At 64.3% G+C, this 24,913-nt stretch carries 25 protein-coding genes; 6 read left to right on the plus strand and 19 right to left on the minus strand.

Going from position 1 to position 24,913, the window contains the following annotated elements:
• The 7 genes from IVB19_RS23420 to IVB19_RS23450 form a co-directional block, all read right to left on the minus strand.
• Entirely contained in the window at positions 1 to 1,437 is a 1,437-nt protein-coding gene (locus tag IVB19_RS23420) for an NAD-dependent succinate-semialdehyde dehydrogenase (RefSeq protein ID WP_247297326.1), read from the minus strand.
• A 30-nt stretch (positions 1,438 to 1,467) separates the two neighbouring features.
• Positions 1,468 to 2,127, minus strand: a complete 660-nt coding sequence (locus IVB19_RS23425) for an ATP-binding cassette domain-containing protein (protein WP_204511621.1) — start codon at positions 2,125 to 2,127, stop codon at positions 1,468 to 1,470.
• Complete coding sequence (locus IVB19_RS23430) at positions 2,128 to 2,829, minus strand: ABC transporter ATP-binding protein (RefSeq protein ID WP_247297324.1); 702 nt, start codon at positions 2,827 to 2,829, stop codon at positions 2,128 to 2,130.
• Complete coding sequence (locus tag IVB19_RS23435) at positions 2,826 to 3,569, minus strand: ABC transporter ATP-binding protein (RefSeq protein ID WP_247297322.1); 744 nt, start codon at positions 3,567 to 3,569, stop codon at positions 2,826 to 2,828. Before IVB19_RS23435 ends, IVB19_RS23430 begins: the two co-directional genes overlap by 4 nt.
• Complete coding sequence (locus IVB19_RS23440) at positions 3,566 to 4,609, minus strand: branched-chain amino acid ABC transporter permease (RefSeq protein WP_247361928.1); 1,044 nt, start codon at positions 4,607 to 4,609, stop codon at positions 3,566 to 3,568. The genes IVB19_RS23435 and IVB19_RS23440 overlap by 4 nt, the downstream gene beginning before the upstream one ends.
• Before the next feature lie 5 nt (positions 4,610 to 4,614).
• Positions 4,615 to 5,535: a branched-chain amino acid ABC transporter permease gene (locus IVB19_RS23445; RefSeq protein WP_085351081.1), complete on the minus strand. Its 921-nt coding sequence runs from the start codon at positions 5,533 to 5,535 to the stop codon at positions 4,615 to 4,617.
• A 90-nt stretch (positions 5,536 to 5,625) separates the two neighbouring features.
• Positions 5,626 to 6,918, minus strand: coding sequence for an ABC transporter substrate-binding protein (locus tag IVB19_RS23450; protein WP_247361922.1), 1,293 nt, complete (start codon positions 6,916 to 6,918; stop codon positions 5,626 to 5,628).
• 135 nt (positions 6,919 to 7,053) lie between these two features.
• On the opposite strand from IVB19_RS23450, the gene IVB19_RS23455 reads away from it, so the two are divergent.
• Together IVB19_RS23455 and IVB19_RS23460 are read left to right on the plus strand one after the other, a co-directional pair.
• Positions 7,054 to 7,887, plus strand: a complete 834-nt coding sequence (locus tag IVB19_RS23455; protein WP_018455610.1) for a MurR/RpiR family transcriptional regulator — start codon at positions 7,054 to 7,056, stop codon at positions 7,885 to 7,887.
• 22 nt (positions 7,888 to 7,909) lie between these two features.
• Complete coding sequence (locus tag IVB19_RS23460) at positions 7,910 to 8,734, plus strand: SDR family NAD(P)-dependent oxidoreductase (protein WP_018455609.1); 825 nt, start codon at positions 7,910 to 7,912, stop codon at positions 8,732 to 8,734.
• Between the two features lie 73 nt (positions 8,735 to 8,807).
• On the opposite strand, the gene IVB19_RS23465 is transcribed toward IVB19_RS23460, so the two are convergent.
• Positions 8,808 to 9,881 carry a DUF2778 domain-containing protein gene (locus IVB19_RS23465; protein WP_018455608.1) on the minus strand — a complete coding sequence of 358 codons (1,074 nt, stop codon included), beginning with the start codon at positions 9,879 to 9,881 and terminating at the stop codon, positions 8,808 to 8,810.
• 646 nt (positions 9,882 to 10,527) lie between these two features.
• Between IVB19_RS23465 and IVB19_RS23470 the strand changes: the two genes are divergently transcribed.
• Both IVB19_RS23470 and IVB19_RS23475 read left to right on the plus strand, forming a co-directional pair.
• Entirely contained in the window at positions 10,528 to 11,052 is a 525-nt protein-coding gene (locus IVB19_RS23470; RefSeq protein WP_026232987.1) for a FecR domain-containing protein, read from the plus strand.
• A 75-nt stretch (positions 11,053 to 11,127) separates the two neighbouring features.
• On the plus strand, positions 11,128 to 13,017 hold the full coding sequence (locus IVB19_RS23475) for a CHASE2 domain-containing protein (protein ID WP_247819892.1): 1,890 nt from the start codon (positions 11,128 to 11,130) through the stop codon (positions 13,015 to 13,017).
• A 25-nt stretch (positions 13,018 to 13,042) separates the two neighbouring features.
• Here IVB19_RS23475 and IVB19_RS23480 read toward each other — a convergent pair whose 3' ends face one another.
• From IVB19_RS23480 to IVB19_RS23495, 4 genes are all read right to left on the minus strand, one after another.
• On the minus strand, positions 13,043 to 14,545 hold the full coding sequence (locus tag IVB19_RS23480) for a glycosyltransferase family 39 protein (protein WP_204511628.1): 1,503 nt from the start codon (positions 14,543 to 14,545) through the stop codon (positions 13,043 to 13,045).
• 6 nt (positions 14,546 to 14,551) lie between these two features.
• Positions 14,552 to 15,685, minus strand: a complete 1,134-nt coding sequence (locus IVB19_RS23485; RefSeq protein ID WP_085351076.1) for a glycosyltransferase family 2 protein — start codon at positions 15,683 to 15,685, stop codon at positions 14,552 to 14,554.
• 258 nt (positions 15,686 to 15,943) lie between these two features.
• Positions 15,944 to 16,147 carry a hypothetical protein gene (locus IVB19_RS23490; RefSeq protein WP_085351075.1) on the minus strand — a complete coding sequence of 68 codons (204 nt, stop codon included), beginning with the start codon at positions 16,145 to 16,147 and terminating at the stop codon, positions 15,944 to 15,946.
• Between the two features lie 89 nt (positions 16,148 to 16,236).
• Entirely contained in the window at positions 16,237 to 16,617 is a 381-nt protein-coding gene (locus IVB19_RS23495) for a hypothetical protein (protein WP_085351074.1), read from the minus strand.
• A 115-nt stretch (positions 16,618 to 16,732) separates the two neighbouring features.
• Here IVB19_RS23495 and IVB19_RS23500 point away from each other — a divergent pair, with 115 nt between their 5' ends.
• Both IVB19_RS23500 and IVB19_RS23505 read left to right on the plus strand, forming a co-directional pair.
• The gene (locus IVB19_RS23500; RefSeq protein WP_085385045.1) at positions 16,733 to 17,554 is read left to right on the plus strand and encodes a DUF72 domain-containing protein; all 822 of its coding nucleotides are present in this window, start codon (positions 16,733 to 16,735) and stop codon (positions 17,552 to 17,554) included.
• Positions 17,555 to 17,576: 22 nt separating this feature from the next.
• Positions 17,577 to 18,038, plus strand: coding sequence for a DUF488 domain-containing protein (locus IVB19_RS23505; protein WP_018455600.1), 462 nt, complete (start codon positions 17,577 to 17,579; stop codon positions 18,036 to 18,038).
• Between the two features lie 149 nt (positions 18,039 to 18,187).
• Here IVB19_RS23505 and IVB19_RS23510 read toward each other — a convergent pair whose 3' ends face one another.
• The 7 genes from IVB19_RS23510 to IVB19_RS23545 all read right to left on the minus strand — a co-directional run bounded on the left by IVB19_RS23510 (position 18,188) and on the right by IVB19_RS23545 (position 24,819).
• Positions 18,188 to 19,102, minus strand: coding sequence for a PhzF family protein (locus IVB19_RS23510; RefSeq protein ID WP_085396321.1), 915 nt, complete (start codon positions 19,100 to 19,102; stop codon positions 18,188 to 18,190).
• A gap of 122 nt (positions 19,103 to 19,224) precedes the next feature.
• Positions 19,225 to 19,533: an amidohydrolase family protein gene (locus tag IVB19_RS23515; protein ID WP_240550529.1), complete on the minus strand. Its 309-nt coding sequence runs from the start codon at positions 19,531 to 19,533 to the stop codon at positions 19,225 to 19,227.
• 380 nt (positions 19,534 to 19,913) lie between these two features.
• A complete protein-coding gene (locus IVB19_RS23525; protein ID WP_247337371.1) occupies positions 19,914 to 21,221 on the minus strand; it encodes an adenylate/guanylate cyclase domain-containing protein in 1,308 nt (435 codons plus the stop codon).
• Positions 21,222 to 21,252: 31 nt separating this feature from the next.
• On the minus strand, positions 21,253 to 22,416 hold the full coding sequence (locus IVB19_RS23530) for an ABC transporter permease (protein ID WP_247337369.1): 1,164 nt from the start codon (positions 22,414 to 22,416) through the stop codon (positions 21,253 to 21,255).
• On the minus strand, positions 22,413 to 23,342 hold the full coding sequence (locus IVB19_RS23535) for an ABC transporter ATP-binding protein (protein WP_247337367.1): 930 nt from the start codon (positions 23,340 to 23,342) through the stop codon (positions 22,413 to 22,415). The genes IVB19_RS23530 and IVB19_RS23535 overlap by 4 nt, the downstream gene beginning before the upstream one ends.
• Positions 23,339 to 24,127 carry an HlyD family secretion protein gene (locus tag IVB19_RS23540; RefSeq protein ID WP_085351069.1) on the minus strand — a complete coding sequence of 263 codons (789 nt, stop codon included), beginning with the start codon at positions 24,125 to 24,127 and terminating at the stop codon, positions 23,339 to 23,341. Before IVB19_RS23540 ends, IVB19_RS23535 begins: the two co-directional genes overlap by 4 nt.
• On the minus strand, positions 24,124 to 24,819 hold the full coding sequence (locus IVB19_RS23545; RefSeq protein WP_085351068.1) for a TetR/AcrR family transcriptional regulator: 696 nt from the start codon (positions 24,817 to 24,819) through the stop codon (positions 24,124 to 24,126). The genes IVB19_RS23540 and IVB19_RS23545 overlap by 4 nt, the downstream gene beginning before the upstream one ends.
• Positions 24,820 to 24,913 lie beyond the last annotated feature (94 nt).

Consider the following 24,913-nt stretch of genomic DNA (forward strand, 5'->3'; position numbering starts at 1 on the left):
TCACACGCCCGTCTGGCTGATGAACTTGGTGTTGAAATAACCCTCCATCGCCTCGGTGCCGCCCTCCGAGCCGTAGCCGGAATCCTTGATGCCGCCGAACGGCACTTCGGGCAGCGCCAGACCAAAACTGTTGATCGACATCATGCCGGCTTCGACGGCCGAACCGATCGCGGCCGCCGTCTTGGTCGAGCTTGTGAAGGCGTAGGACGCCAGCCCGAACGGCAAGCGGTTGGCCTCCTCGACAACTTCGTCGAAGGATGAGAAGCGCGAAATCAGCGCGAGCGGGCCGAACGGCTCCTCGTTCATGGCGCGCGCATCCTTCGGCACGTCGCTCACTACGGTCGGCTCGAAGAAATGGCCCTTGTTGCCGACGCGTTTACCGCCGGTCTCGAGCTTTGCACCCTTGCCGACGGCATCCTGCACCATGCCCTCAATGGCGGTGACGCGGCGCGGATTGGCGAGCGAGCCCATTTTGGAGTCGGGATCGAGGCCGTTGCCGACCTTGAACGACTTGGCGCTGTCGACAAATGTGTCGACGAATTCACGGAACACGTCATCCTGGACCAGCATCCGCGTCGGCGAGATGCAAACCTGCCCGGCATTGCGATATTTTGCCGCCGCCAGAATTTTCGCGGCCGATGCGACGTCGGCGTCCTTGAAAACGATCGCCGGCGCATGACCGCCGAGCTCCATGGTGGCACGCTTCATGTGCAGGCCCGCGAGCGCATTGAGCTGCTTGCCGACATGGGTCGAGCCCGTGAACGAGATCTTGCGGATCACCGGATGCGGAATGAGATATTCCGAGATCTCCGAGGGAATACCGTATACAAGGTTGATGACGCCATCGGGCACGCCAGCGTCCGCAAACGCGCGGATCAGCTGTGCGGGCGAGGCCGGCGTCTCCTCCGGGGCCTTGACGATGATCGAGCAGCCGGCGCCGAGTGCGGCGGAGAGCTTGCGCACGACCTGATTGATCGGAAAGTTCCAGGGCGTGAACGCCGCAACCGGGCCGACCGGCTCCTTGATCGCGAGCTGGTAGATGCCCGGCCCACGCGCAGGGATCAGGCGGCCATAGGCGCGTTTGGCTTCCTCCGCAAACCACTCGATCACGTCGGCGGCAGCCATCGCCTCCATCTTGGCCTCGCCAAGAGTCTTGCCCTGTTCCATCGTGAGCAGCGGCGCAATCTCGTCATTGCGCTCGCGCATGATCGCGGCCGCCTTGCGCATGATGCGGCAGCGCTCGAAGGGAGCAACGTTTCGCCAGATCTTGGACCCGGCGCTGGCTGCGGCGAGTGCCTCGTCGAGGTCGGACCGTCCGGCATGGGCGACCGTGCCGATCACCTCTTCAGTCGCGGGATTGCGGACCTCGATCACCTTGCCCGAATGGGCCGGTCGCCATTTGCCGCCAATGAAAAGCTGGGTGTTCGAATAGGCCAACGGATTCTCCTGTGGTCGCTTTTTTCTGCGTTAGGTCGGGATGGGAATAGCTCGGTGACAAATCGCGTCCGCCGCCTTTGTCATCTCCGGCCCCAGATAGGAGCGGAAGCGTGGCTCGGCGACCAGAGCGCCGAAATCGGCCATGCGTGTCACCCCACCGCCGGCCACAAAGAGGAATCGCCCGGCGATCTCGGCAAGGATGTCGAGGTGCCAGGCCGCCGTCGGATGCATGCAGAGAACGACCAGCCGCCCCTCGTCGCGCAGCTTGCGGAAGAAATCGAGCATGAAGCCGATATAGCCATCCTGCAGGTTGAACTGCGGTTCGTCGAACAGGTGAACCAGCGGCGTCCGGGTTGGCGACGGCGCCAGGAAGGCGGACGGAATGCGCTTCCGGAAGCGCCTAACCTGATAGGATTGGTGATAGTGGATCGCGAGCCGGTCGCGCTCGCGATATTTGACACCATGGATATCGGTGCCCGCGACCAGCACGCGCCCGGAGGTCGGGGCGTTCGAGCCCGTCATCATCTCGAACAAGGTCGTCTTGCCGGCGCCATTCGGGCCGACGACACCGACGATATCAGGTTCGTCCAGCGACAGGTTTGCCTGTAGCGTGAATGTCGGTCGGCGGATCACGCGGCCCCGTGTATAGACCTTTCGAACGTCGTCGAGAACGAGCAGCGGTGCGGCCACTTATTGTACTCCCAGCAAGCGCTGACGAAGCCCGCGGTCATCGCGCAAGGCCGCGGCCTCCCCGGTCCAGACGATCCGGCCGCGATCGATCACCGCGGCATGGTCTGCGACCGACAGCGCGATCTCGGCGTTCTGCTCCACGACCAGCGAGGCAATACCCTCATCCTTCATGCGCAGGATCGTCGCAAGCACGTCGCCGACGATTTTCGGCGCCAGTCCCTGGCTCGGCTCGTCGAACAGCACCAGTCCCGGCGAGCCGACCAGCGCGCGGGCGATCGCCACCATCTGCATTTCGCCGCCCGACAGGTTTTCGCAGTCGCGCTCCATGAGATATTCGAGCGGTGAGAAGATCGCAGCGGCCTCCTTGACGCTCCAGTGGCGAAAGCGCGTGCGCTTTTGCGCGATCGACAGGTTGCGCGCAACCGTCAATGTCGGACACAGCCGGCGGTCGTCGGGTACCCAGCCGATGCCGGCGCGCGCAATCTCGTGGGTCGGATCGCGCGTGACGTCGTGACCGTCGAAACAAACGGAGCCGCGGCGCGGACGCGTCAGCCCCAGAATCGAGCGGAGCATGGTCGTCTTGCCGGCGCCGTTAGGGCCGAGCAGCGCAAACACCTTGGCGTGCTCGATGGCAAGCGAGGCGCCGAACAGCGCCTGGGTCTCGCCGTAAAAGGTATCGACCGCGTCCACTTCGAGGATCATGCGAACTTCCCGAGATTGGAGCGCCGCACCCATTCGTTCTGCTGCAGTTCGTGTGGCGTTCCGCGCGCCACCACCTGGCCCCAATGGATGACCGAGATCCGGTCAGCCAACGAGAACAGGAACTCCATATCGTGCTCGATCGCGACGATGGTCAGCCGCCCCTTCAGGCGAGCAATCAGGGCTGCGAGCCGGTGCACCCCGTCGGAGCCGAGGCCGGAGGTCGGCTCGTCCAGGCACACCACCCGGGGCGCCTGCGCCAGGGCGACCGCGATCTCCAGCGCGCGCCGGTCGCCATAGGACAGGTCCTTGGCGCGGATGTCGCCTTTGTCGGCAAGCCCGACTGCCGCCAGCGATTCAGAGGCCTTCGCGGCAAGCCGGCTGTCGCCCGCCGCTGCGCGCGCGACATCGTGGCCACGGGCGCGAAACTCGGGCAAGCCCATCATGACGTTGTCACGCGCGGAGAATTCGTCGAACAGTGTCATGATCTGAAACGAGCGGGCGATGCCCTTGGCGGCGATGCGGTGCGGGCTGAGGCCCGTGACATCCTCGCCGGCGAGCAGGACTCGACCACGATTCGGTTTCACCCGGCCGGTGAGGACATTGAAGAACGTGGTTTTGCCGGCACCGTTCGGGCCCATCACACCGTGAAACTCGCCCTCCGCGACCGCGAGATCGACGCTCTCCAGCACGACGCGGTCGCCGAAGCGGACATGAACGGCCGCGGCTTCGATCATGTTCATCGCCCGCTCCCGAACAGCAGCCGCATCGCCGAGGTACCGCGCTGCCGTAAGGCGCCGAGTGAGTGCTGCTGCACGGCAGCGGATATCGCGCCGGCAATGCCTTCGGGGCGAAACAGCACGATGGCGATGAAGAGCAGACCAAAATAGAGCATCCAGGCATTGGTCAGCGCACCGATCACGTCTCGGGCGGTGAGGAAGAGAAATACGCCAATCACCGGACCCCAGAAGCTGACGAGGCCACCGCCGACGAGCGTCATCATCACGACGTAGCCGGATTGATGCAGGCTCATGACGTCGGGGAATGCGGCGAGCTGCGCCATGGCGAACAATCCGCCGGCAAACCCCGAGACGGCGGCCGACAGCGCAAAGATCGCGACTTTGTAGAGCCACACATTATAGCCGAGATGGCTCGCGCGAATTTCGCTCTGCCTGATCGCAGCGACCACGCGGCCATAGGGCGAGTGCACCAGCCTCCACAATGCGGCGGTGCCGACCGCAAAGACGGCGAGCACGAAATAGTAGAACGCGACATTGTCGTTGAGATCGAACGACACAAGCCCGAAATCGGCCGGCAACCGTTTGATCTTGAGAAGGCCGTCTTCGCCGCCGGTGATCCGGTGCGATTTTATCGCCAACGTCCAGAAGATCTGGCCGAAGGCAATCGTCATGAAGGCATAATAGATGCCGCGCCTGTGCGAGATGAACAGCGCCACCAGCACGCCGGCGAGACCTGCCGCCGCGGCCGCGGCAATCAGGCATATCCAGAGATTGGCGACGATGTCGAACTGACAGAGACCGAACGCGTAGGCGCCGATGCCGAAATAGGCACCATGACCGAACGACGGAAGTCCGGCGGTGCCCAGCACCAGGTTGAATGCGAGCGCATAGAGCGACCAGATCAGGATCTCGATCCCGAGATAGGGATAGAGCCCGATCCGCGTGATCCAGAGCGGCACCGTTGCAAGCACGAGCCAGAGCACCAGCATCGTCGGCGTCACGAGGCGCGCAGCGTCCGGTGAAGATTTTGGTCCCACAATCATTCCCTTTAGGCCTCGAGCACGCTTTTTTTGCCCCAGAGGCCGCGCGCGCGGAACGTCACGACGGCCACGAGCAAGATGTACATCGACAACAGCGACCATTCGGACGCGTAGGCGCCGGCAAGGCCGACACACAGTCCGACCAAAAGACCCGCCACGACCGCACCCCAAAAGCTGCCGACGCCCCCGAGCACGATCACCAGGAACGCAGGAATGACCGCATCGACGCCCATATGCGGGCGAATGCCCCAGATCGGCGCGACGATGATGCCCGCGATCGCGGCCAGCATCGTGCCGAACACGAAGACCAGCATCCGCAACCGCGACAGGTTGATGCCGAGCGCGCGAACGATCTCGCTGTCATGCGCGCCGGCCTTGACCGTCGCACCGAACGAGGTCTTTTCGATCAACAGCCAGACCAGGCCGATGACCCCGGCCGCGATGCCCGCTGCGTAGAAGCGATAGGTCGACCAGATCAGGTCGCCGAACAGGAAGCCGCCGTTGATGGCGGACGGCACCTGCAGCACGTAGTCGCGCGTGCCCCACACCAGGCGGATCATCTCTTCGATCACCATCGCGGCGCCGAAGGTCAGGAGCAGCCCGTAGAGCGGATCCTTGCCGTAAGTGCGCCGCATGCAGAGCTCGATCAGCATGCCGACCAGACTCACGATCACGGGAGCAATGATCAACGTCGCCGCATAGCGCCAGCCGAGCGGCAGCGCGAGCCACGCTTTCGCAAGTTCCATCGGCAATGGAGGGCGCGGCCCCGTGAGCTGCATGGCGACATAAGCCCCGAGCGCGAACAGGGAGCCGTGCGCGAGGTTGATCTGCTCCATCAGCCCGACGATGAGCATGAAGCCGAGTGCGATCAGCGCGAACAACAGGCCGAGCGTCAGGCCGTTGAGGAGATGCGGAAGAAGGTCGAACAAGGTTCTTGGCTCTCGCAACTGGCATGTGTCATCCGGGAGGCTGACGGTCCCGGAGGCGCGCCGCTCGTTCTGCGATGTGACGCACCGTCTCTAGGAGTCGACGGTCGGCACCTGCTCGTAGGGGGTGAGCTTGCACTTGCCGGGTGCCGCATCATCGGCGGCCGATTTCGGCTCCGTCCAGCTGATGATCTCGAACAGATCGGCATTGTCGACCGGCTTGGCGTTGCGCCGCGCCAGATAGATCGTCTGCTGCATCTGGTGCGTCATCGGATCCATGTAGGCGTCGAAATGCTGCATGCGATCGGTCGCCGAGACCTTCAGGTTCTCGAGCTCCTTGATGATCTTGACGTTGTTGGTCGACCCTGCCCGCTCGATCGCACGGAGCAGTTCGCGCGTGGACATGTAGCCGTTGTAGGAGACGTTGCCCGGCACCGGGATCGGGCCGTCCTTGTTGGCGGCCTGCCACTTCTTGACGAATTCGGCGACGCCGGGCAGCGGCAGCTTGTGATACCAAGTGGTGCCGAACACGCCGAACAGGCTGTCAGGCGCACCCCATACGTCGGGCCAGTCCTGCTGGTTGTTGATCCAGGCCGGCTTGCCGTCGAGCTTGAGCTGCGCCACCTGCTCGCGCAATGCCTTGATATCGTCGCCGCCAACGGCGGTCGCCACAACATCGGGCTTGGCCTGCTGGATCTTCAGCAGATAGGCAGTAAAGTCGCGCGTGTTCTGCGGCACCAGCAGATTGTCGAGGATCTTGCCACCGGCGCTCTCGACCTGCGTCCTGGTCGCGGCAGACGTCGTGTGACCCCAGACATAGTCGTTGGTCAGCAGCATCCAGTTCTTGCCGATGGAGTCCACCGCGTTCTTGACCGACGCCTTGGAAAAATTGGTGCCGTTGCCGTCCCATACGAATTTCACGCGCGAGCAGTTCTCCCCGGCTTCGCTGGGCGCGGAGGAATTGGTGTTCATGTAGATCACACCATATTTGCTGGCGACCTGTGTGATGGCGTTGGCGACGCCCGAATGCAGCGCGCCGATCAGGATGGTGCAGTCCTCGCGAGTGATGAAACGTTCCGCGACGCGGCTGCCCGTAGCTGGCGTCGTCTCGGTGTCCGCCGTGATGAAAGTGACCTGGCGCCCAAGTACGCCACCTTTGGCGTTGATCTCGTCGATCGCCATCTTGATGCCGCGGAAATCATCCTGGCCGCTGTTGCCGTATTGACCGCTGGCATCGCACGTCAGGCCCAGCTTGATCGGTTTCGCGCCTTGCGCCCAGGCATGATTCTGCCTCCACGGCCCAAAGAAGCTGCCGGCGCCGCCGATGACGCTCGCCATCAAGCTGCCCTTCAGAACGCTTCGCCGTGAGATCTGACGCCCTCTCATCGTGTCCTCCCGTTTCCGAAGTCTTTTGCTTCTTGTGGGATTAGAATATTCATTCCATATATTATGTAAAGTAGAATATTTGATCCAAATGGTGAAATGCCGTTAAACAGGCGACCGATCCGGAGATCCGACTCGATGAACAAGGCGGCTGGCGCCATGACTTATGACGAACTGCGCGGCGCGATTGCGCAGCGGCACCGGGCACTGTCCGGCCGGCTGCAGCAGATCGCGGAGTTCGTGCTCGATCACCCGACCGATGTCGCACTCGGCACCGTGGCCGAGGTGGCGCAGCGCTCAGGGGTGCCGCCGTCGGCGATCGTTCGCTTCGCGCATGCGCTCGGGTTCGGCGGCTTCACCGAGATGCAGCAGGTGTTCCGCTCCCGTCTCGTCGCCGGCGTCGCGCCAAGCTACAAGGCGCGCCTCGCCCGCATGAAGAGCCAGGAGAAGTCAGTGCTCGGCCGCCAGCCGGCCGCGGTCTTGTCGCGTTTCGTGTCCGAAGCGCAATCATCGCTGGTCACGCTCAGCCAATCCGTCCATGCGCGCGAACTCGACGCCGCAACCGCGATCCTTGCCAAGGCACGTGACATCTATCTGCTCGGCCTGGGCGGCTCGTTCCCGGTTGCGATCCACCTCGCGTACGTGCTGCGCAAGCTCGGACGGCGCGTCGTCCTGCTCGACGGCCTTGGCGGCAGCATCCACGAGCAGTCGCACGCGGCGACATCAGACGACGCGCTGGTCGCGATCAGCTTCCGAAATTACTATCCGGATACGGCGCGCTTGTTTCCCGAACTCGTCGCGCGGGGCGTGCCCACGATTTCCATCACCGACAGCCTTTTGAGCCCGATCGTCGAGGGCGCGAGCGTCGTGTTCGAGATCCAGGACATGCCTGAGCCCGCGCTGCGTACGCTTGTCGCACCGATGTGCCTCGTGCAGGCGTTGGCGATCGGCCTCGACCTCGCCGCAGACTGACATTCACAACAGGAACAAGATCATGACATCGCATGACACCAACAAGCTTCTGGCAGGCAAAGTTGCACTGGTGACCGGCGCGGGACGCGGGCTCGGCCGCGCTTTTGCAGAGAAGCTTGCCGCGCTCGGCGCTGACGTCGCTATCCACGGCATGCGCGAGAACGGGCCGGCCGAGTATGGCGAGGGCACCACCCTCACCGCGGTCGCCGTCGAGATCGGCCGCGAATTCGGCGTTCGCAGCCAGCGCGTGCTCGGCGATCTCACCAAGGGCGAGGACATCGCACGCGTCATCGCGGAGACCGAAGCGGCACTCGGCCCGATCGACATTCTCGTGCACAATGCCGGGGGCGATATCGCGGCCGGCGGCGGCAAGCCCGATCCGAACGATGCGGTGAATATCAAGGAGGCCGACGTGCGCGCGGTGCTGGAGCGCAATCTGCTCTCCACCATCCTGACATGCCAGGCGGTCGCGCGCGGCATGATGGAGCGCCGACGCGGCCGCATCGTGACGCTTGGCTCCGTCGCCGCTTTCAAGGGACGTACCCAAGGCTCGATCTATGCGGTCTCGAAGGCCGGCGTGACCCATTACACGCGATGCCTGGCCGACCAGCTCCGCCCCTACGACGTCGCCGTCAACTGCATCGCGCCCGGAGATACCCGCACCGGCCGCTTCCTCGGAACGCGTGCAGTCGACCCCGACAGAATGGTCGAGACCGGCACGCTCGACCGGATCGCAACCGTCGACGAGGTCGCGCGCGTTGTCGAATTCTTCGCAGGGCCCATGGGCGCCTTCGTTTCCGGTCAGGTGCTGCGGATCGACGGCGGCGGGCAGTGCTGGCCGGGCTAAAACGCACGCGCGAAGCGAAACAGAAAAGGGCCGCTGCAAGCGGCCCTTTTGCGTGATCTCGAATTGACTGAGCCTAGTCCACGCGCGCCAGCACCGCGAGCTTGCGGATGCCCTTGTTGCGGTAGGCGTCGAGGAACGCGTAATAATCCTTGAACGACACGCAGCCGTTGGAATCGCCGTTGGGCCCGAGCATGAAGGTATGCGCGAGCAGGCCGTCGCGGCCGTAGATCGCGCTCTCACCGCCAATCGGGGTCAGGCGCAGCGCAGGCACGCCGTGAAACAGCGCCTCGCGCGGTTTCAGCGTGTAGATATGCGGCGGCGTCACACCGCGCATGCGGACGCGCGAGGAGCGCGGGTCGTCGAGGTTGGAACCGAGGCCGGAATGCGCCTCGAGCTTGGTGCCGTCGGGCAAGTAAACCGTTTTAGCGGAGATGTCGTAGACCGCGGTGTCACGCTCATAGGGCGCCGAACCGCCGAGCATGGGGTTCTGCTCCCTCGGCGCGATGGAGGCGGTCACGCTGGCGTCGGCCGAGGCATAGGCGAGCAGCCCACCGGACGGCTCGCGCTTGCCCCAGAGCTTTTCCACCATCGACTGGCGCGGTCCGGTAATCGACATCACCGCAGCCTTGGCGCGATCGGCAATCGATTTTGGCTTCGCCTCAGGCGCCGGCACGATCTCGGCCGGATCTGCCGAGGCAAGCTGCAGCGGCGCGTCAGCGCCGCGCTTGGACTTCGCAGCGTCAGCGATCTTGGCGGGACCTGGCTTCAGGACTTCCGCGACCCTCGCGATCACGCTCGGCTTCGGCGCGTCCTTGGCTTCGGCGACCTTGGTTGCGGGCGCGGCGCTGGCCGCATTCGATGTCACGCCTTGGGTCGCAGCCGCGGCAAAGCGATCGTTGAACATCTCGCGCGAGATCGGCGCTGCCACCTGCAAGCGGTCGGGCAAGAGCGCAAAGGCGTCCTTGACGGCCTCACCGGCCTCGCGCAGCGCGACCCTGGGCGCCCGCTTGATCACGGGCTCGTCGTAGCCGCTGCTGCCGACGGTCGGATAGACGCTGGCGGCAAAGATGTTGCTGTAGATGGTCCAGCCGGCGCCAAGCACGACGCAGCCGATCACGGCGGCGCCAAGCACGTTTTGGGTGGTCATTTTCCGGGAAGGCTTCCGATAGGAATTGCTCGAGAATCCTTTGGACTTTCGTGCCGCGATGCCTTGCGCAGCGATACTCGTACTCATTCGCCTTGCGTCCAGAACGGTGTCACTCGGTCCCCCTTCGAAGCGCCGCTGGTCACGATCCGGGAACAGCATCTCGCAGAGGGTCGGAGCGTCATTAAGGCCACTTTTAGTTAAATGCGGATTAAGTTCGGGCGGATGTGAGGCAACCCGTTCGGGTGTCCCATTTCGAGAAAAAAGCCCGCAGAACTACGGACTTAAGGGCGTCTGTTAACTATAATTCTCGGCGGGATTGGCGTTGCCGGCGACCGTCTCCGGCCGCATCTCTAAGGCCATCCAACCAAGTCGTTTTCGTGGTGTTCAATACCCGGAAGATAGCGGGGAAGCGTTGCGCGAGGCTGGTGCGCAAGCACCCTCTGCTCCGCAGCCGCAGCGCGGTTGTCAGCAGCTACACCGCGCACGCGAGCAGGTGCCCTGACCGAAAGTTGATCGCACCGCACTGGAAAAGGCCGCAGCGAGAAAATAGCTACGGCAACCGGCACTTTTCAGCAGCCTCTGCGTGTGATACGGTACCGTATCAAGATCGCCTTGAACTGTGCCGAGCACGCAAACGGAGGCTGGCATGAGAGAGTTCGTGCGCGCAGGGTTTTTCGCTCTGGCGGGGTCGTTTCTGTTGATCGGACACGCGATTGCCCAGCCTGCCGCCAATGTGGGCTGCACGGCGACGCCATCTGCTGCCGGTACGCAGACCTGGCGCTGCGACAACGGCATCACGATCGTTGCCGAAAGCGGTGCCAGATTTGAACTTAAGGACGCTAACCGCGACGGACATATAGACTCGGTGGAGTTGAGCAGCAAAGCGCTGCTGGTCGAGGTGCCCAAGAAGCCCGGCGGCAATCCCTTCAAGGTGCTGACGCCGCAGGCGATCGCCGCGGTGCGCGGCACGAAATGGGCGGTCGATGTCGCAGAGGCCAAGACCTCCGTCTTCGTGGCTGACGGCCGTGTCGGCGTGAGCCGAAGGAATGGTGGGCGCAGCGTGGTATTAGACCGTGGCCAAGGCGTCGACGTGGAAGCCACAGGCCCGTTGACGGTCAAGACATGGGGCCAGCCGCGCGTCGACGCGTTGATGGCAAGACTTGGTCAGTAAGACTTGGCCAATGGTTCGGGTCACCTGGGCGCGGCGAACAGCATTTGGACGATAGAGAAATTGCAACACGACCACATGAGTAGCCGACGCGTTCAGATCCTGGTGGCACTCGTCCTCACCGCACTGTGGGGCGCGGGCATCTATGCCGGTCACGCCAACGGTCATCTGCGGTTTCTCGATCGCCTCGAGGCGACGCTGACGGATTGGCGGACGCAGGTCCGCGGCGTGCGGGTTCCGCCCGATCTCGTCACCATCGTCGCGATCGACGACACCGTCGTGAAGCGCGGCGGCAGCTATCCGCTGCCGCGCGCCGATCTCGCCCGCGTCGTCGACACCATCGTGCAGTTCAAGCCGAAGGTCGTCGCGATCGACCTGCTGCTGGTCGATCGCAGCGCTGCGATCGGCGACGCTACGCTGGCAAATACGCTGGCTACGGGTCCCATCGTCCTTGCCGCCGCAGCGATCTTCCCGTCCGCCAGGGAGACCGTGGAGACCAGCGGCCAAGGCCCCCTCGCCGCGCTGCCGCAGGCCGAGCGCTTCCTGCTGCCCTTGCCGGCGTTCGCCGATCATGCCGAGGTCGGCGTCGTCAATGTTGCGACCGGACAATCGGGCTCGCCGCTCTCGGTGCCGATGCTGTTCCGGACGAGCGACAAGGTCGAGCTGTCCTTTCCGTTGCGGGTCGCGGCGCGCGCGCTCGACAAGTCGCTGACGATCGCGCCGGACCATCTGATGCTCGGCGACCGCGCGGTGCCCACCGATGCCGACTTCGCGCTACCGATCACCTATTACGGCCCGCGCCGGACCATCCGCACCGTCAGCGCACAGAGCATCTTCGACGGCACGTTAAGTCGCGCGGCGATCGAGAACCGGATCGTCGTGATCGGGGCCTCGGTCGCCGGCGGCGGTGATTTTTACCCAACACCGTTCGATTCTCTAATGCCCGGCGTCGAAGTGGTCTCCACCGCGATCACCCATCTCGTCGCCGGGGACAGCATCGTGCGCGACCGCAAGGTCCACATCGCCGACGCGCTCATCGCGATCCTGCTGCCGGTGCTGCTGGTGGGCCTGCTCGCCTGGCGGCGCAGCGCGCTCGGCATCGTCGCCGCGGCCGCGGTGATGATCGCCTGGGCCGGGTTCAATCTGTTTGCGTTCACGCATGGCGTCTGGTTGAACGCCGCGAGCACGCTCGCCGCGGCAGTGCCGCCGGTTGCGGTCTTTGCCGGCGTGCAATTGTGGGCGGGAGGCCGCCGCACGCAATATTTTGCCGCCAAGAGCCGGTCGCTCGCGCAATTCCAGGCGCCGGCCGTGCAGGAGTGGCTGGCGCGGGATCCGAATTTCCTGTCAACACCCGTCCGGCAGGACGCAGCAATGGTCTTCATCGATCTCTCCGGCTTCACGGCGCTGAGCGAGCGGATCGATCCGGGTGAACTCCAGGACATTCTGAAGGCGTTTCACGCGCTGATCGAGAAGACCGCGGTCGATTGCGGCGGCATGATCAGCGGCTTTCTCGGTGACGGCGCCATGATCCTGTTCGGCCTGCCCGGCGCGATGCCCGACGACGCCGCACGCGCGCTGAAATGCGCGATCGACCTGCACCGCGGCGTCGAGCGCTGGATCGCGTGGTTGCCGCCAGCGATCAGGGATCAGCTCGGCTTCAAGATCGGCGCGCATTTCGGCCCGATCGTCGCCTCCCGCCTCGGCGAAAGCCATCAGCACATCACGGCGACGGGCGACACCGTCAACGTCGCGAGCCGGTTGATGGAGGTCGCTGCTAAAAACGGCGCGCGTCTCGCGCTCAGCGATACGCTGCTGGATGCGGCCGATTTCCAGGGCGCTCCCCACGGCGTTCTGTCGGGCCCCCTGCTCACGCAGGTCCGCGGCCGCTCCGGCGTCGTGAGCGTCTGGTTCTGGCGCGACCAGGACAGGCCGAACCAGGCCTCGACCAAGGCCGAGATGATCAACTGAACTTTCGTCGTCGTTCCGAGGAGAGCTACCGCGCTTCCGGCGGCGGCGAGCGGTCCAGCACGTCGCCCTTGGCGCCTTCGAGCAGATCGATGCTGTAAGTCTCGATCACGAGCGGGCCGCGCTTGCGCTGCAATTGCGCGACCTGCGTCACCTTGGCAAAGAGATCGTGGACGGCGGGATGGCCGTCAGAGCGCAGCTCGTCGACATAGATCAGTTTGCCCGCAAGCAGCTTTGGATCCGGCTCGGGCATGTTGGCCCAGCGGATGCGCTGGTTTTGCTGCGCCACGCAGCTGCCGCGCGGCAGATAGAAGGCGAGCCAGCCCGTCGTGCCGTAGTCCGGGGCAAGCACGCAGGTCGCGCCATTGCGAGCTCGCACCGCTTCGATTTCGGCAGCGAGCTCGCGCCAGCCGACGCCGACGCTACGCACGGTCGCATCGCGGCGATAGCCGGACAGCCAGCCGGTATTGGCCTGCACGATCAGCGCGGCAAACATCACGATGCCGGTGGGTGCGGCCCAGCGCAGGCAGAAATCCACCAGGCGACGCTGCCGCGGCTTCCACTGCACCAGATTGGCGGCGGCGGCCGCCGCGATGACGAAAGGCGGATAGACCGGCGCGAACCAGTTGGCCTCGACGCGGGCATGCAGCGAATGCCAGACGAAATAGGCGACGATGGTCCAGAACATCGTCTCGATCAGCACGCGCGAGGCGAGTGCGCCGGCCCGGCGCCAGGTCAGCGCGTGCAGCCCCATCGCGCCGAGGATGAACACCAGCGGGGTTGCGAACGCGATCTGCGTCGGAATCAGCTCGGCGATGAAGACCGGACGAAAATCCTCGATCCTGGCGCGCCCGAGCTGCTTTGCGAACGAGACCCATTGATGATCGGCATTCCAGAGGATCACCGGCGAGAACAACGCGAGCGCAACGAAACCGCCCAGATACGGCCAGGGCGAGAGAAACCAGTGCCGCAGTTTCGGCACGGCAGCGATCCAGATCAGGATCGCCAGCCCGAAGAACATCGCGGTGTATTTGGACAGGAGCGCCGCACCGACGGCTGCGCCGACCGCGAGCCACCAGATGCCGCGGCCGCTCTCCAGCACCTTGGCGAGAAAGAACAGCACGAAGCTGGAGGCAACCAGAAGCGGCGCATCGGGCGTGACAATCAGCGTGCCGACCGAGGCCAGCAGCGTTACATTGAGCAGGATGGCGCTGGTCGCGGCCACCCGCGCGCCGCCGATCAGGATCGCGGCGGAGCGATAGACCGCATAGCTCATCGGCAGCGCGAGCAGGATCGAGACCACGCGAACGCCGAGTTCGGTGTCGCCCGCGATCAGGGTACCGGCGCGGATGACGTAGGCAACCATCGGCGGGTGGTCGTAATATCCCCCAGCGAGGTTCTGCGACCACATCCAGTAATAGGCTTCGTCGAAGGTGATCGGCGTGACGGCGGCTGCGACGAGCCGCAAGCCGACCAGCGCAAGGATCACCAGCGCGGTATTGCGGACGATCCGCGCATCAGCCCCGCCCATCGTGAGCTATTTCTTGCGCCAGACGAACAGTCCGGACATCGCGTAGTTCCACACCACGCCCATCAGCGCCCCGGCCGCACCCGCAAGCCACCAGATCGGCTCCTGGTCGTAGACCGAGAAGGCGACGCCGACATTGGCCAGCAGGCCGACGCTGCACACGATGTAGAACGCGATCAGGCCGCGCAGCAGCGCAAAGCCCTTCAGCCGCTGGTCGCGATAGGTGAGGAAGTTGTTGAGAACGAAATTGCTGGTCATCGCGACGATGGCGCCGGAGGCCTGCGCTTCCGCGAACGGCTCCTTGAACAGCTCGAGCGATATGAACAGGGTGGTGAGATGCACCACGAGGCCGATCCCGCCGACCATCGCGAACAGCAGGAAACGTAACGAGACAGCATCGTTGGTGAACTTCGCCAGAACGAGGCCGAGAAAATCCAGCGCGACCATGGAATCGAGCTTGCTTTCGCCGTGCTGGCGCTCGCCGAACGTGTAGGGAATTTCGATGGCGCGCAAGGTGCCGTTAGCGCTTGCGACGAGGTCGAGCAGGATCTTGAAGCCGTGCACGGAAAGTTTCGGCGCCAGCTGCTCGAAGCGGTCGCGGCGAACCATGAAGAAGCCGCTCATGGGATCGGCGATCTCGACCCGCAGCGCTTTCCTGGCGAGTTCCGTTGCCAGCGCGCTGGCGCCGGCGCGCTGCTTGTTGAAGCCTTCGCTCTTGTAGCCCTCGATGTAGCGGCTGCCGACCACGAGCTCGGCCTGCCCGCTCGCGAGCAGCGACAGCATCTTCGGCAGTTGCGTCTCGTCGTGCTGGAGGTCGGCGTCGATCACGGCCGCATAGGGCGCGCTGGAGGCTAGGATGCCCTCGATGCAGGCCCCCGACAGGCCGCGGCGGCCGATACGGCGGACACAGCGCACGCGGCTATCGCGCTGGGCCAGCGCGCGCACGACGTCCCAGGTGCCATCAGGCGAATTATCGTCGACGAACACGACCTCCCAGGCGATGCCGGCCAGCACGGCCTCCAGCCGCCGGTACAGCACCGTGACATTGTCGCGTTCGTTGAAGGTCGGGACGACGACCGACAATTCGGGCGCCGGCGAAGCCTTCTGTGGGATGTCGGAGCCCGGTCTGATCGCTTCATTCATGACGGCAGCGTATATCCGCCGCGTCCTGTGCTGCCAAGAACTTGCGCCAGCAAGCCAGGGTTTCTCTGGGGGGCGGCCCCAAAAGGGGCCCAAAATGCCAACGACCCCGGAACGGCGGGCCGCGCGTACATCCGGCGCAGCCTGTGCTATTCCAAGGTCGTTCCAGCGCCGGAGTTTTTCGCTCAACGTCGCCGTTAGAAGCTAAATGGGAACGGTAACGCCGCTTTACAAGGGGCGGAAGAGGCCTTTTTCACGCGCTTACTGGTTCGGGACTTCCTTGATCACCGGCCCTCGCGGCACGGGCGCGGCAGGGGCCGCCGGCGCCGCAGCCCCGGCCGGCTCGGCCTTCGCAGGTTTGGGCGGCTTGCCGTACTGGCCGATCGGCCCAAAGACGACGGCCATCGCAAGCACGATCGCCGCGACGATCGCGCCCAAAATGCCCCCCACCGACTCAGACGACATGGAAACCCATCCCTGTTCCAGATGCGCCCAGTGATACCATGGATGAGCGCGCTGCCGGAAGGGCTTGTCGGACGCACCGGTTCAATGGGCTATTTCTGCGGCGGCTTGTGCTTGACGAAGGCCGTCACGATGTCCTTCTGCGCCGCCTCCACCGCCCTGTTCGCGGTCGCGAGATGGGCGCCGGCATCAATATCCGGATATTGCGTGGTGAGATAATCGAGCAGTGCCACCCGGTAGTATTGTCGCTCCGACGGACAGGCTCCGGCGACGGAGCGGCCAAAATCCTGTTCCGACAGGCCCTGATTGCCGACGCGCGAATATTCCCGCGCCAGGCAATGCCAATAATCGTCGCGGCCCTGCGTGGCGAGCTTCTGCGCACCCTTGGCATCGTCATCGTCGGCCATAACTGAAGATATCATGGCAGCAGATGTCATCATGACGAGCGCCGCTCCCACCATCAGCATCCGCATCTTGTTCTCCTTTTTTCGCAGATCCTATCGCGAGCTTAGACGGGACGTCGCAACTGGCCAATCACAACTGGTTTGATTAGGATGGAGGCCCTCCTCCCGCATCCGAGATCCTCCCGTGGCCAAAGCAAAAACCGCGTCCAAAAAATCCGGCAACATCTTCATCGGCATCGGCGGCTGGACCTTCGAGCCATGGCGCGGGGTGTTCTATCCGGAGAAGCTCACGCAAGCCAAGGAGCTGTCCTACGCCGCCTCGAAGCTGACCTCGATCGAGATCAACGGGACTTATTACGGCTCGCAGAAACCGGAGAGCTTTCGCAAATGGGCGAGCGAGGTGCCTGATGGTTTCGTGTTCTCGGTGAAGGGGCCGCGCTTCGCCACCAACCGGCGCGTGCTGGCCGAGGCCGGGGATTCCATCAAGCGTTTCTATGATTCCGGCGTGCTGGAACTCGGCGATCATCTTGGGCCGGTGCTGTGGCAGTTTGCGCCGACCAAAAAATTCGACGGCGCCGATTTCGGAAAATTCCTCGAGCTGTTGCCGCGCAAGCTCGAGGGACGCGCGCTGCGCCACGTCGTCGAGGTCCGTCACGACAGTTTCTGCACGTCGGATTTCGTCGCGCTGATCCGCGAATTCGAGACGCCCGTCGTGTTCGCCGAGCACGGCAAATATCCGGCGATCGCCGACGTCGCCGGCGATTTCGTCTATGCGCGACTGCAGAAGGGCAATGACGAGATCAAGACCTGCTATCCGCCGAAGCAGCTCGATGCCTGGGCCAAGCGCTTTCAGGACTGGGCCGAGGGAAGCGAACCCGACGACCTGCCGAAGGTCGACAAGGCCAAGCCGAAGAAGGAGCCGCGCGACGTGTTCGCCTATGTCATCCACGAGGGCAAGGTGCGCGCGCCAGCCGGCGCGATGGAACTGATCGCACGGGTGAGCTGAGGTATTTCGCTAAAGGTGTCTCATGGCAAAGGCAAAAAAGCTCTTCACCATCGGCTATGAGCAGACGCCGCCGAAGGCAGTGCTCGACGAGCTGGAGCAATCCGGCGTCAAGCTCGTCGTCGACGTGCGCGCGGTGACGTCATCGCGCCGGCCCGGCTTTTCCAAGAGGCAGCTCGCCGCAGGCCTCGATGAACGCGGCATCGCCTATGTCCATCTGGCAGCGCTCGGCACGCCCAAGGAAGGCCGCCTCGCCGCCCGCAGCGGGCAATACGATGTACTGGAGAAGGTTTTCTCAAAGCACCTGAAGACGCCGGAGGCCAGGGAGCAGATGGACGAGCTCTCGGCGCTGGTGAAGAAAGCCGGTCCCGTCTGCCTGCTTTGCTACGAGCGCGACCACACCCATTGCCACCGCCAGATGATCGCGGAGATCATCGAGGAGCGCGATGGGGTAACGGTGAAGAATTTGGCGGGACGGCAGGCCTGAACGACTCTCTCCGTCATGGCCGGGCCTGTCCCGGCCATCCACGCCTTGCCACGCAGCACGAAGAACGTGGATGCCCGGGCCTTCGCGTCGCCGAAGCGGCTTCGGCCGCGCAGGCGGGACAAGCCCGGGCATGACGATGGAATAGAGAGCTAACCCTCCCCATCAAGCCTCAACGTCCCTTCCATCATCTGCACGCAGCTGCCGCCGACATGGGCGGAGACGATCTTGCCGTCCTGCTTGCGCACGCGCGTCTGCAGGATGCTGGGCCGGCCCATGTCAAAGCCCTGGCCGACCGTGAGCCTCAACTCGCCGTCGCGCCTGGGATCGAGATCGGCGAACAGCGCGGCGGCTGCGACGGTTGCGCTGCCGGTCGCGGGATCCTCGGTGAGGCCGCTGGCGCCGCGCATGAACATGCGCGCCTGGCGCTCACATGGCGCCTCCGCTGCGGGCACGTCACGGGTATAAAACCACACCGAGCGGGCGCCATCGCGTGGCAATATCTTGCCATAGGCCGCGGCATCCGGCCGGGCCCGCTTCAGCGCCTCGCGCGAATGCAGCTCCAGCACGAGAAACGCGTTTCCGACGGTGACGACGTGCGCTGCGTGGTTGTCGGTCTTGATGTCATCCGCGCCGAGCGAGATGCAACTCGCGGCTTCAGCAGGTGACAGTGGCGCATACCGCGCCAGCGGCTGCGGCGCGGTCAGCTCCGTTCTGACCACCCGGCCCTGCTCCCGCACGATCTCGACCGGCACGAGCCCCGCCTTCTCCTCGAACAGCAGGCGAGGTTTCGGCTCCTTCGCCAGCGACGCCAGCACGAAGGCTGTGCCGACATTGGGATGACCGGCAAAGGCGATCTCCAACACCGGCGTGAAGATGCGCACTTCGGCGTCGTTGGCCTTATCGCGCGGCGGCAGTACGAAGGTCGTCTCCGAATAGTTGAACTCGGTCGCGATCGCCTGCATCTGCTGCGTGGAGAGCCCGCCGGCATCCAGCACCACGGCGAGCTGGTTGCCGCCGAAGGCGCGGTCGGTGAACACGTCGACGGTGATGTAGCGGCGCTGCATCTTCGCTTCCTCTTCACGCAAGCGCAGCCTCGGTCGGCTGCATCGCCGGCACTCTACAAGCCGGCGACATCGCCCGTCATGCCCCAAAATAGAGTGCAATCGGAGCAATCGCGGAAGACGGATCAAAAGCGGCAGAGCGAACGTGGCGATGCGAGCACTTGCGCGCGTTCACTCTGATCGACGATCAGCCCATCGATAAATCGCCGGTTCTTCGCGTAGCTTTGCGCCTTCTCGAACTGCGTGTGCGGCCAGTCGCTGCCCCAGAGCAGTCGATCGAGGCCGTACGCGTTGCGCAGCAGCGGGTAGGCCGTCTTCGCAAAATCTTCGCCGGCCGCGCCGTTGCGATACGGCGCCGAATCTACTCGGCCTCCAGCGCGAGATCCCGCGCAGTCCGCCATCAGCGTTCGCGACGCCGGGCTGGCGGACTTCACCGGCCCGGCTTCGTCTCTGCCGCGAGTTAGTACGCGGACGCCGTGTTGGGCAGGCAAGGCGGCTGTGCGTAAGGCGCAGAGGCATACGCGCCTGCTGCCGGAGCCCTGACGCAGTCGGCCGCCACGTGAGTTGCGGCGCGGCGCGGCACGCTGTCCCGCGCCGATGCGGCCTGGCTTTGGGTGACAGCGGCGATCAGGGCGGCTGCAACAAGGATCGATCGAGTCATTGGCTTTCTCCGGGTAACAAAGGGAAGCTGAGATTTTCGGCTTCCACCGTGCAAGACCCAAAGCTACCAAGGATATTTCATCACGCGCCTTCAACGAAACGCGAGCCGCTTCAACGAAACGCGACTCACAAGTGAAGGCGCAGGCGGCGGCCCTCACCCCAGTTGAAACACCGCCACCTTCTGCTCATAGCCGCGCACCTCGACCTCCCCAAGCGACACCGCATCGTCGCCGTCCTCGCCCAGCGCCTCGCGGACCGCCGCCGAGATCAAGAGCTGCGAGCCGAACTCCTTGTTCAGCGCCTCCAGCCGGGAGGCGAAGTTCACGGTGTCTCCGATGACAGTGTATTCCTTGCGCCGGGGCGAGCCGATATTGCCGGCGACGACCTCGCCGAAATGGATGCCGATTCCGATTCTGAGCGGCCAGCTCGTCTGCGCGTTGATGCGCGCCATCGCGGTCAGCATCTCGCGGCCCGCGGCGACCGCGCGGTGCGCGGCGTCGGAGGTCTCCAGCGGCGCGCCGAACAGGGCCAGAAAGCCGTCGCCCAAAAACTTGTTCACGATGCCCCCCTCGCGGTCGAGAATGTCGACCAGGACGGCGAAGGCGCCGTCGAGCCGGTCGACCACCTCCTGCGGCGTGCGCGACTGCGCGCCGGCGGTGAAGCCGCGGAAATCGACGAACATCACGGCGACGCGGCGGAGGTCGCCGGCGACGCTCGTCCCCGCCGCCATCAGCCGCTCCACGACCTGTGGCGACACGTGCTGACCGAACAGGTTGGTCACCCGGTCGCGCGCGGTCGCTGCGGCAATGCTTGCGGCGAACTGGCGGCGGAGCTGCGCACCGACCGCGCCTGCAAGCACGCCGCAGATCAGGATGATGGTGCTTCGAACCGCGTGGAAATAGATCTGCGGCTCGCCGCTCCCGCTGGCGGGATCGAAGATCAGCGCCACAGCGAGCAACTCACCCGCAGCGACGAAGCCGGTGAAGGTGGACAGCCAGAAGTCGAGCCGCAGGGTCGAGAGGATGACGAAAATGAAATAGATCAGCGGCACGACGAAGCCGAGCGCCTGGCTCGCGCCCATGCTGCGGATCTGCAGGATCAGGATGACGGTCGGCAGCGAGGTCTCGATCAGCGCGCCGATATAGCGCCGGATCACCGGCAGATCGCGGTCGAGCTTGAGGTTTAGCCTGATCTGGCTGTGGACCCAGACCTCGAACAGGATGAAGCCGGTCAGGAGACCATAGACCTCGGCAAGCCCCTCCGTGCCCCGCCAGACCCGCTGCACCACGGAGGAATTGACGAGGTAGATCGCGGTGAGGAACACGACGATGACGCAGCCCGTCGTGATCAGCGCCCTCACTCGCACGAGCTCGGTGCGCAGCACCTCGCGCGTCAGCTCGCGCTCGAAGTCTTCGGACATCACGGCATGCTGCCGGGCCTTCCTGCTCGCAAAACTGACCATTCCGCCCCCTTGATTCCAGGGGCATCTTGCCTCAATCCAGCGTGCGGCGGAAGCGCGTCACGGCGATGGTCATGGCGAGCAGCATCAGGACCGCCAGCGCCAACGCGTCGAAACGCAAATTTTGCATGCTCGCACCCTTCAGCATGATGGCGCGGACGATGCGCAAATAATGCGTCAGCGGCAGGCACTCACCGACATATTGCGCCCAGGCCGGCATCCCGGCGAACGGGAACATGAATCCGGACAGCAAGATGCTCGGCAGGAAGAACATCATCGACATCTGCATCGCCTGGAGCTGGTTTTGCACCAGCGTCGAGATCGTGTACCCGATCGCCAGATTGGTCGTGATGAAGAGCGCCGAGAGCAGCGCCAGCAGGAACAGATTTCCGAGCACCGGCACGCCAAACAGGCCGACCCCGATGCCAATGATGAGGAACGCCTGCACGAACCCGACCAGCACGTAGGGAATGATCTTGCCGAACATCACCTCGACCGGCTTGATCGGCATCGACAGCAGGCTCTCCATCGTGCCGCGCTCGACCTCGCGCGTGACCGAGAGCGCGGTGAAGATCAGCATGGTCATGGTCAGGATGGTGCCGACGAGGCCCGGCACGATGTTGAGGCTCGACGCGGCGGCGGGGTTGTAGCGGGCGTGCGCGCGGATCTCGAACGGCATCTCCGGGGGATCTCCGATGTAGAGATCGTGCTTGAGTGCGGTCTGCACGACCATGCCGAGCGAGCCGATCGCCGCGCTCGCCGCCACTGGATCGGTGGCGTCAGCCGCGACCAGCAGCGCCGGCTTATCGCCGCGCCGCACTGCCCGCTCGAAGCCGCGCGGGATCTCGACGCCGAACAGAACCTTGCCGGATTTCAGGAGATTGTCGAAATCTTCGACGTCGTGGACTTCGTAGAGAAAGCGGAAATAGGCGGTGTTCTCCAGCGCCTTCAGGATCGAGCGTGCGAGATCGGAATCCTCCTGAAGCAGCACCGCGCTCGGCAGATTGTGCGGCGTGGTGTTGATGGCATAGCCGAACAAGAGCAGCTGCATCACAGGCAGCATCACGATCATCGCAAATGACACGCGGTCGCGCTTGAGCTGGATGAACTCCTTGATCAGCATCGCATAGGAGCGCCTCCAGAAGCCGAAGCGCTCCCGGATCGCGTGCTGGGGTTCAGGATGATCGACCGCGCTCATTGGAAATTGTCCTTGGAACGGCTCATCAATTCGATAAACACGTCTTCCAGTGACGGCGATGATTTGTGCCAATGCAGTCCGCTTTTTTCGCGCCACGGCGCGATGCGGGCCTCGAGCGCGGCGACGTCGCGGCCGGAGACGTGCAGCGACGTGCCGAACGGCGCCACCATGTCGATTCCCGGCTTGCCGGTGAGCGCAGCCGTGAGCTCGTTCAGGTCCTCGCCCGTCACGGTGTAGGTCGTCAACGCGGATTTCGCGATCACCTCGTCCACGGTGCCATGCACGAGCAGATGGCCATAGGCGATATAAGCAATCTCGTGACAGCGCTCGGCCTCGTCCATGTAGTGGGTCGAGACCAGCACGGTGAGACCGTCGGCCGCGAGTGCATGAATCTCGTTCCAGAAATCGCGCCGCGCTTTGGGATCGACGCCGGCGGTCGGCTCGTCGAGCAGCAGCAGTTTCGGACTGGGCAATGTGCAGGCACCTAGCGCCAACCGCTGCTTCCAGCCGCCGGAGAGTTCGCCCGCGAGCTGTTCCTCGCGCCCCGAGAGCCCGATCCGCTTGATCATGTCGCGCGCGGCGCCGCGGGCGTCGGCAAGGCCATAGAGCCGCGCGACGAATTCGAGATTCTCGCGCACCGACAGGTCCTGATACAGGCTGAACCGCTGGGTCATGTAGCCGACCTGGCGCTTGATCTTTTCGGCGTCCTTCAGGATGTCGTAGCCGAGGCAGGTGCCCTCGCCGCTGTCGGGTGTGAGCAGGCCGCAGAGGATGCGGATGGTCGTCGTCTTGCCGGAGCCGTTCGGCCCGAGGAAGCCGTAGATCGAGCCGCGTTTCACCTGCATCGACAGATCGTGCACGACCTCCCGGCCGCCGAACGACTTGGTCAGGCCCTTGACGTCGATCGCGATGCCATTGCCGCTCATCGTTTGTCCGCCACCGGAGTTTTTGGATTGAGATAGACGTCGATCGGCTGTCCGACGCGCAAGGCGTCGGGACGCGAAGGCCGCGCCTGGATCAGATAGACGAGCTTGTTGCGCTCCTCGAGGCTGTAAATGACAGGCGGCGTGTATTCGGCCGAGGTTGCGATGAAATAGATCTTTGCGGTGAGATCGGCGGCGCAATTGTCGCACGCGATCCGCACCGTATCGCCGATCGCAAGCTTCGGCAGCTCGGTCTCCGGCACGAAGAAGCGCAGCTTCATGTTGCCGGGGGGCATGATCGAGAGCACCGGCCGCTGCGCCGCCACCATCTCGCCCTCGCGAAAATAGATCTGCTGGATGGTACCGGCGACCGGCGCAAAGCCCTTGCGCCGCGCCATCCGCGTCTCCGAGGTCGCCACCCGTGCCTCGGCGACGCGCAAGGCGGAGACCGCCGAGTCGAGATTGGCCTGCGTGCCCGAGCCGGTCTTGCTCAGCGAAGCCGCGCGATCGTAGGTTTGCTGCGCATTCGCCAGCGTCGCCTTGTTCTGATTGAGATCGGCAAGCTGGAGATCGTCGTCGACGGAATAGAGGTGATCGCCGACCTTGACCTGATCGCCCTCGCGGACATTGAGCTTCGTCACGCGACCCGCCTCGTCTGGGCTAACGAAGATCATGTCAGCCTCGACCCAGCCCTGGAAGCCGGGATCACGCTTGTCCTTACAACCGGCAAGCCCGGTCGCGAGGACCGCGATCAATGCGAGTACAGAAATTGCTTGCGACGGCCTCATGTCGTGCTCCGTTCGCCAAAAATCAAATCGAGATGAACGCGCAGCATGTCCTGCGCGTCGAGCGGCGCGTGCCGCGCAAACAGGCTCTGCCAGATCACCGCGATCATCGCGGGTGCGACCAGGATCTGCGGATAGTGCGCCAGGTTCTTCTGGCGGATCTCGCCGCGGGCGATGCCGAGCTCGATCAGGGCGCGCATGGCGGAGATGCCGCGCGAGACGACCTCGCGGTAGTAGAAGTCGGCCACGGAGGGAAACCGCGGCCCCTCGGCCACGATCAGGCGCACGAGATCGCCGCGCCTGGTGCCGATGACCTCCTTCAGGAAGTTACTCGCAAACGCCTCGACCAGATCGCGCACCGAGCCCGCCGGTGGCGGCAATGCCGTCAACCGGGTCACGACAGGCACGATCACCGTCCGGACCAGCTCCTCGAACATCGATTCCTTGTCCTTGAAGTGCAGGTAGATGGTGCCCTTGGCGACACCCGCACGCTTCGCGATGTCGTCGAGCCGCGTCGCGGCAAAGCCCCGCGCGATGAATTCCTCCATCGCGGCATCCACGATCGCCGCGCGCCGCTCCGCCGCGCGCGTGGCACGGCTCGACGCGGGCACCGCGTCCTCGCCAGCGTGTGAATTGGCCTTCGCGTTCGCGCGAGCTGCGGGCGGCGTGGCGGCTTTGGCGGGTTTCCTGGTCATCTATCTGATATGACTGACCAGTCAGTCATAGTCAAGACAGCGCTGCGGACCCAATCTGGTCCACAAATTAGTATTGACTAATTCATTAGCGACG

The organism is Bradyrhizobium sp. 187 (assembly GCF_023101005.1).
Classification (GTDB): Bacteria; Pseudomonadota; Alphaproteobacteria; order Rhizobiales; family Xanthobacteraceae; genus Bradyrhizobium; species Bradyrhizobium canariense_D.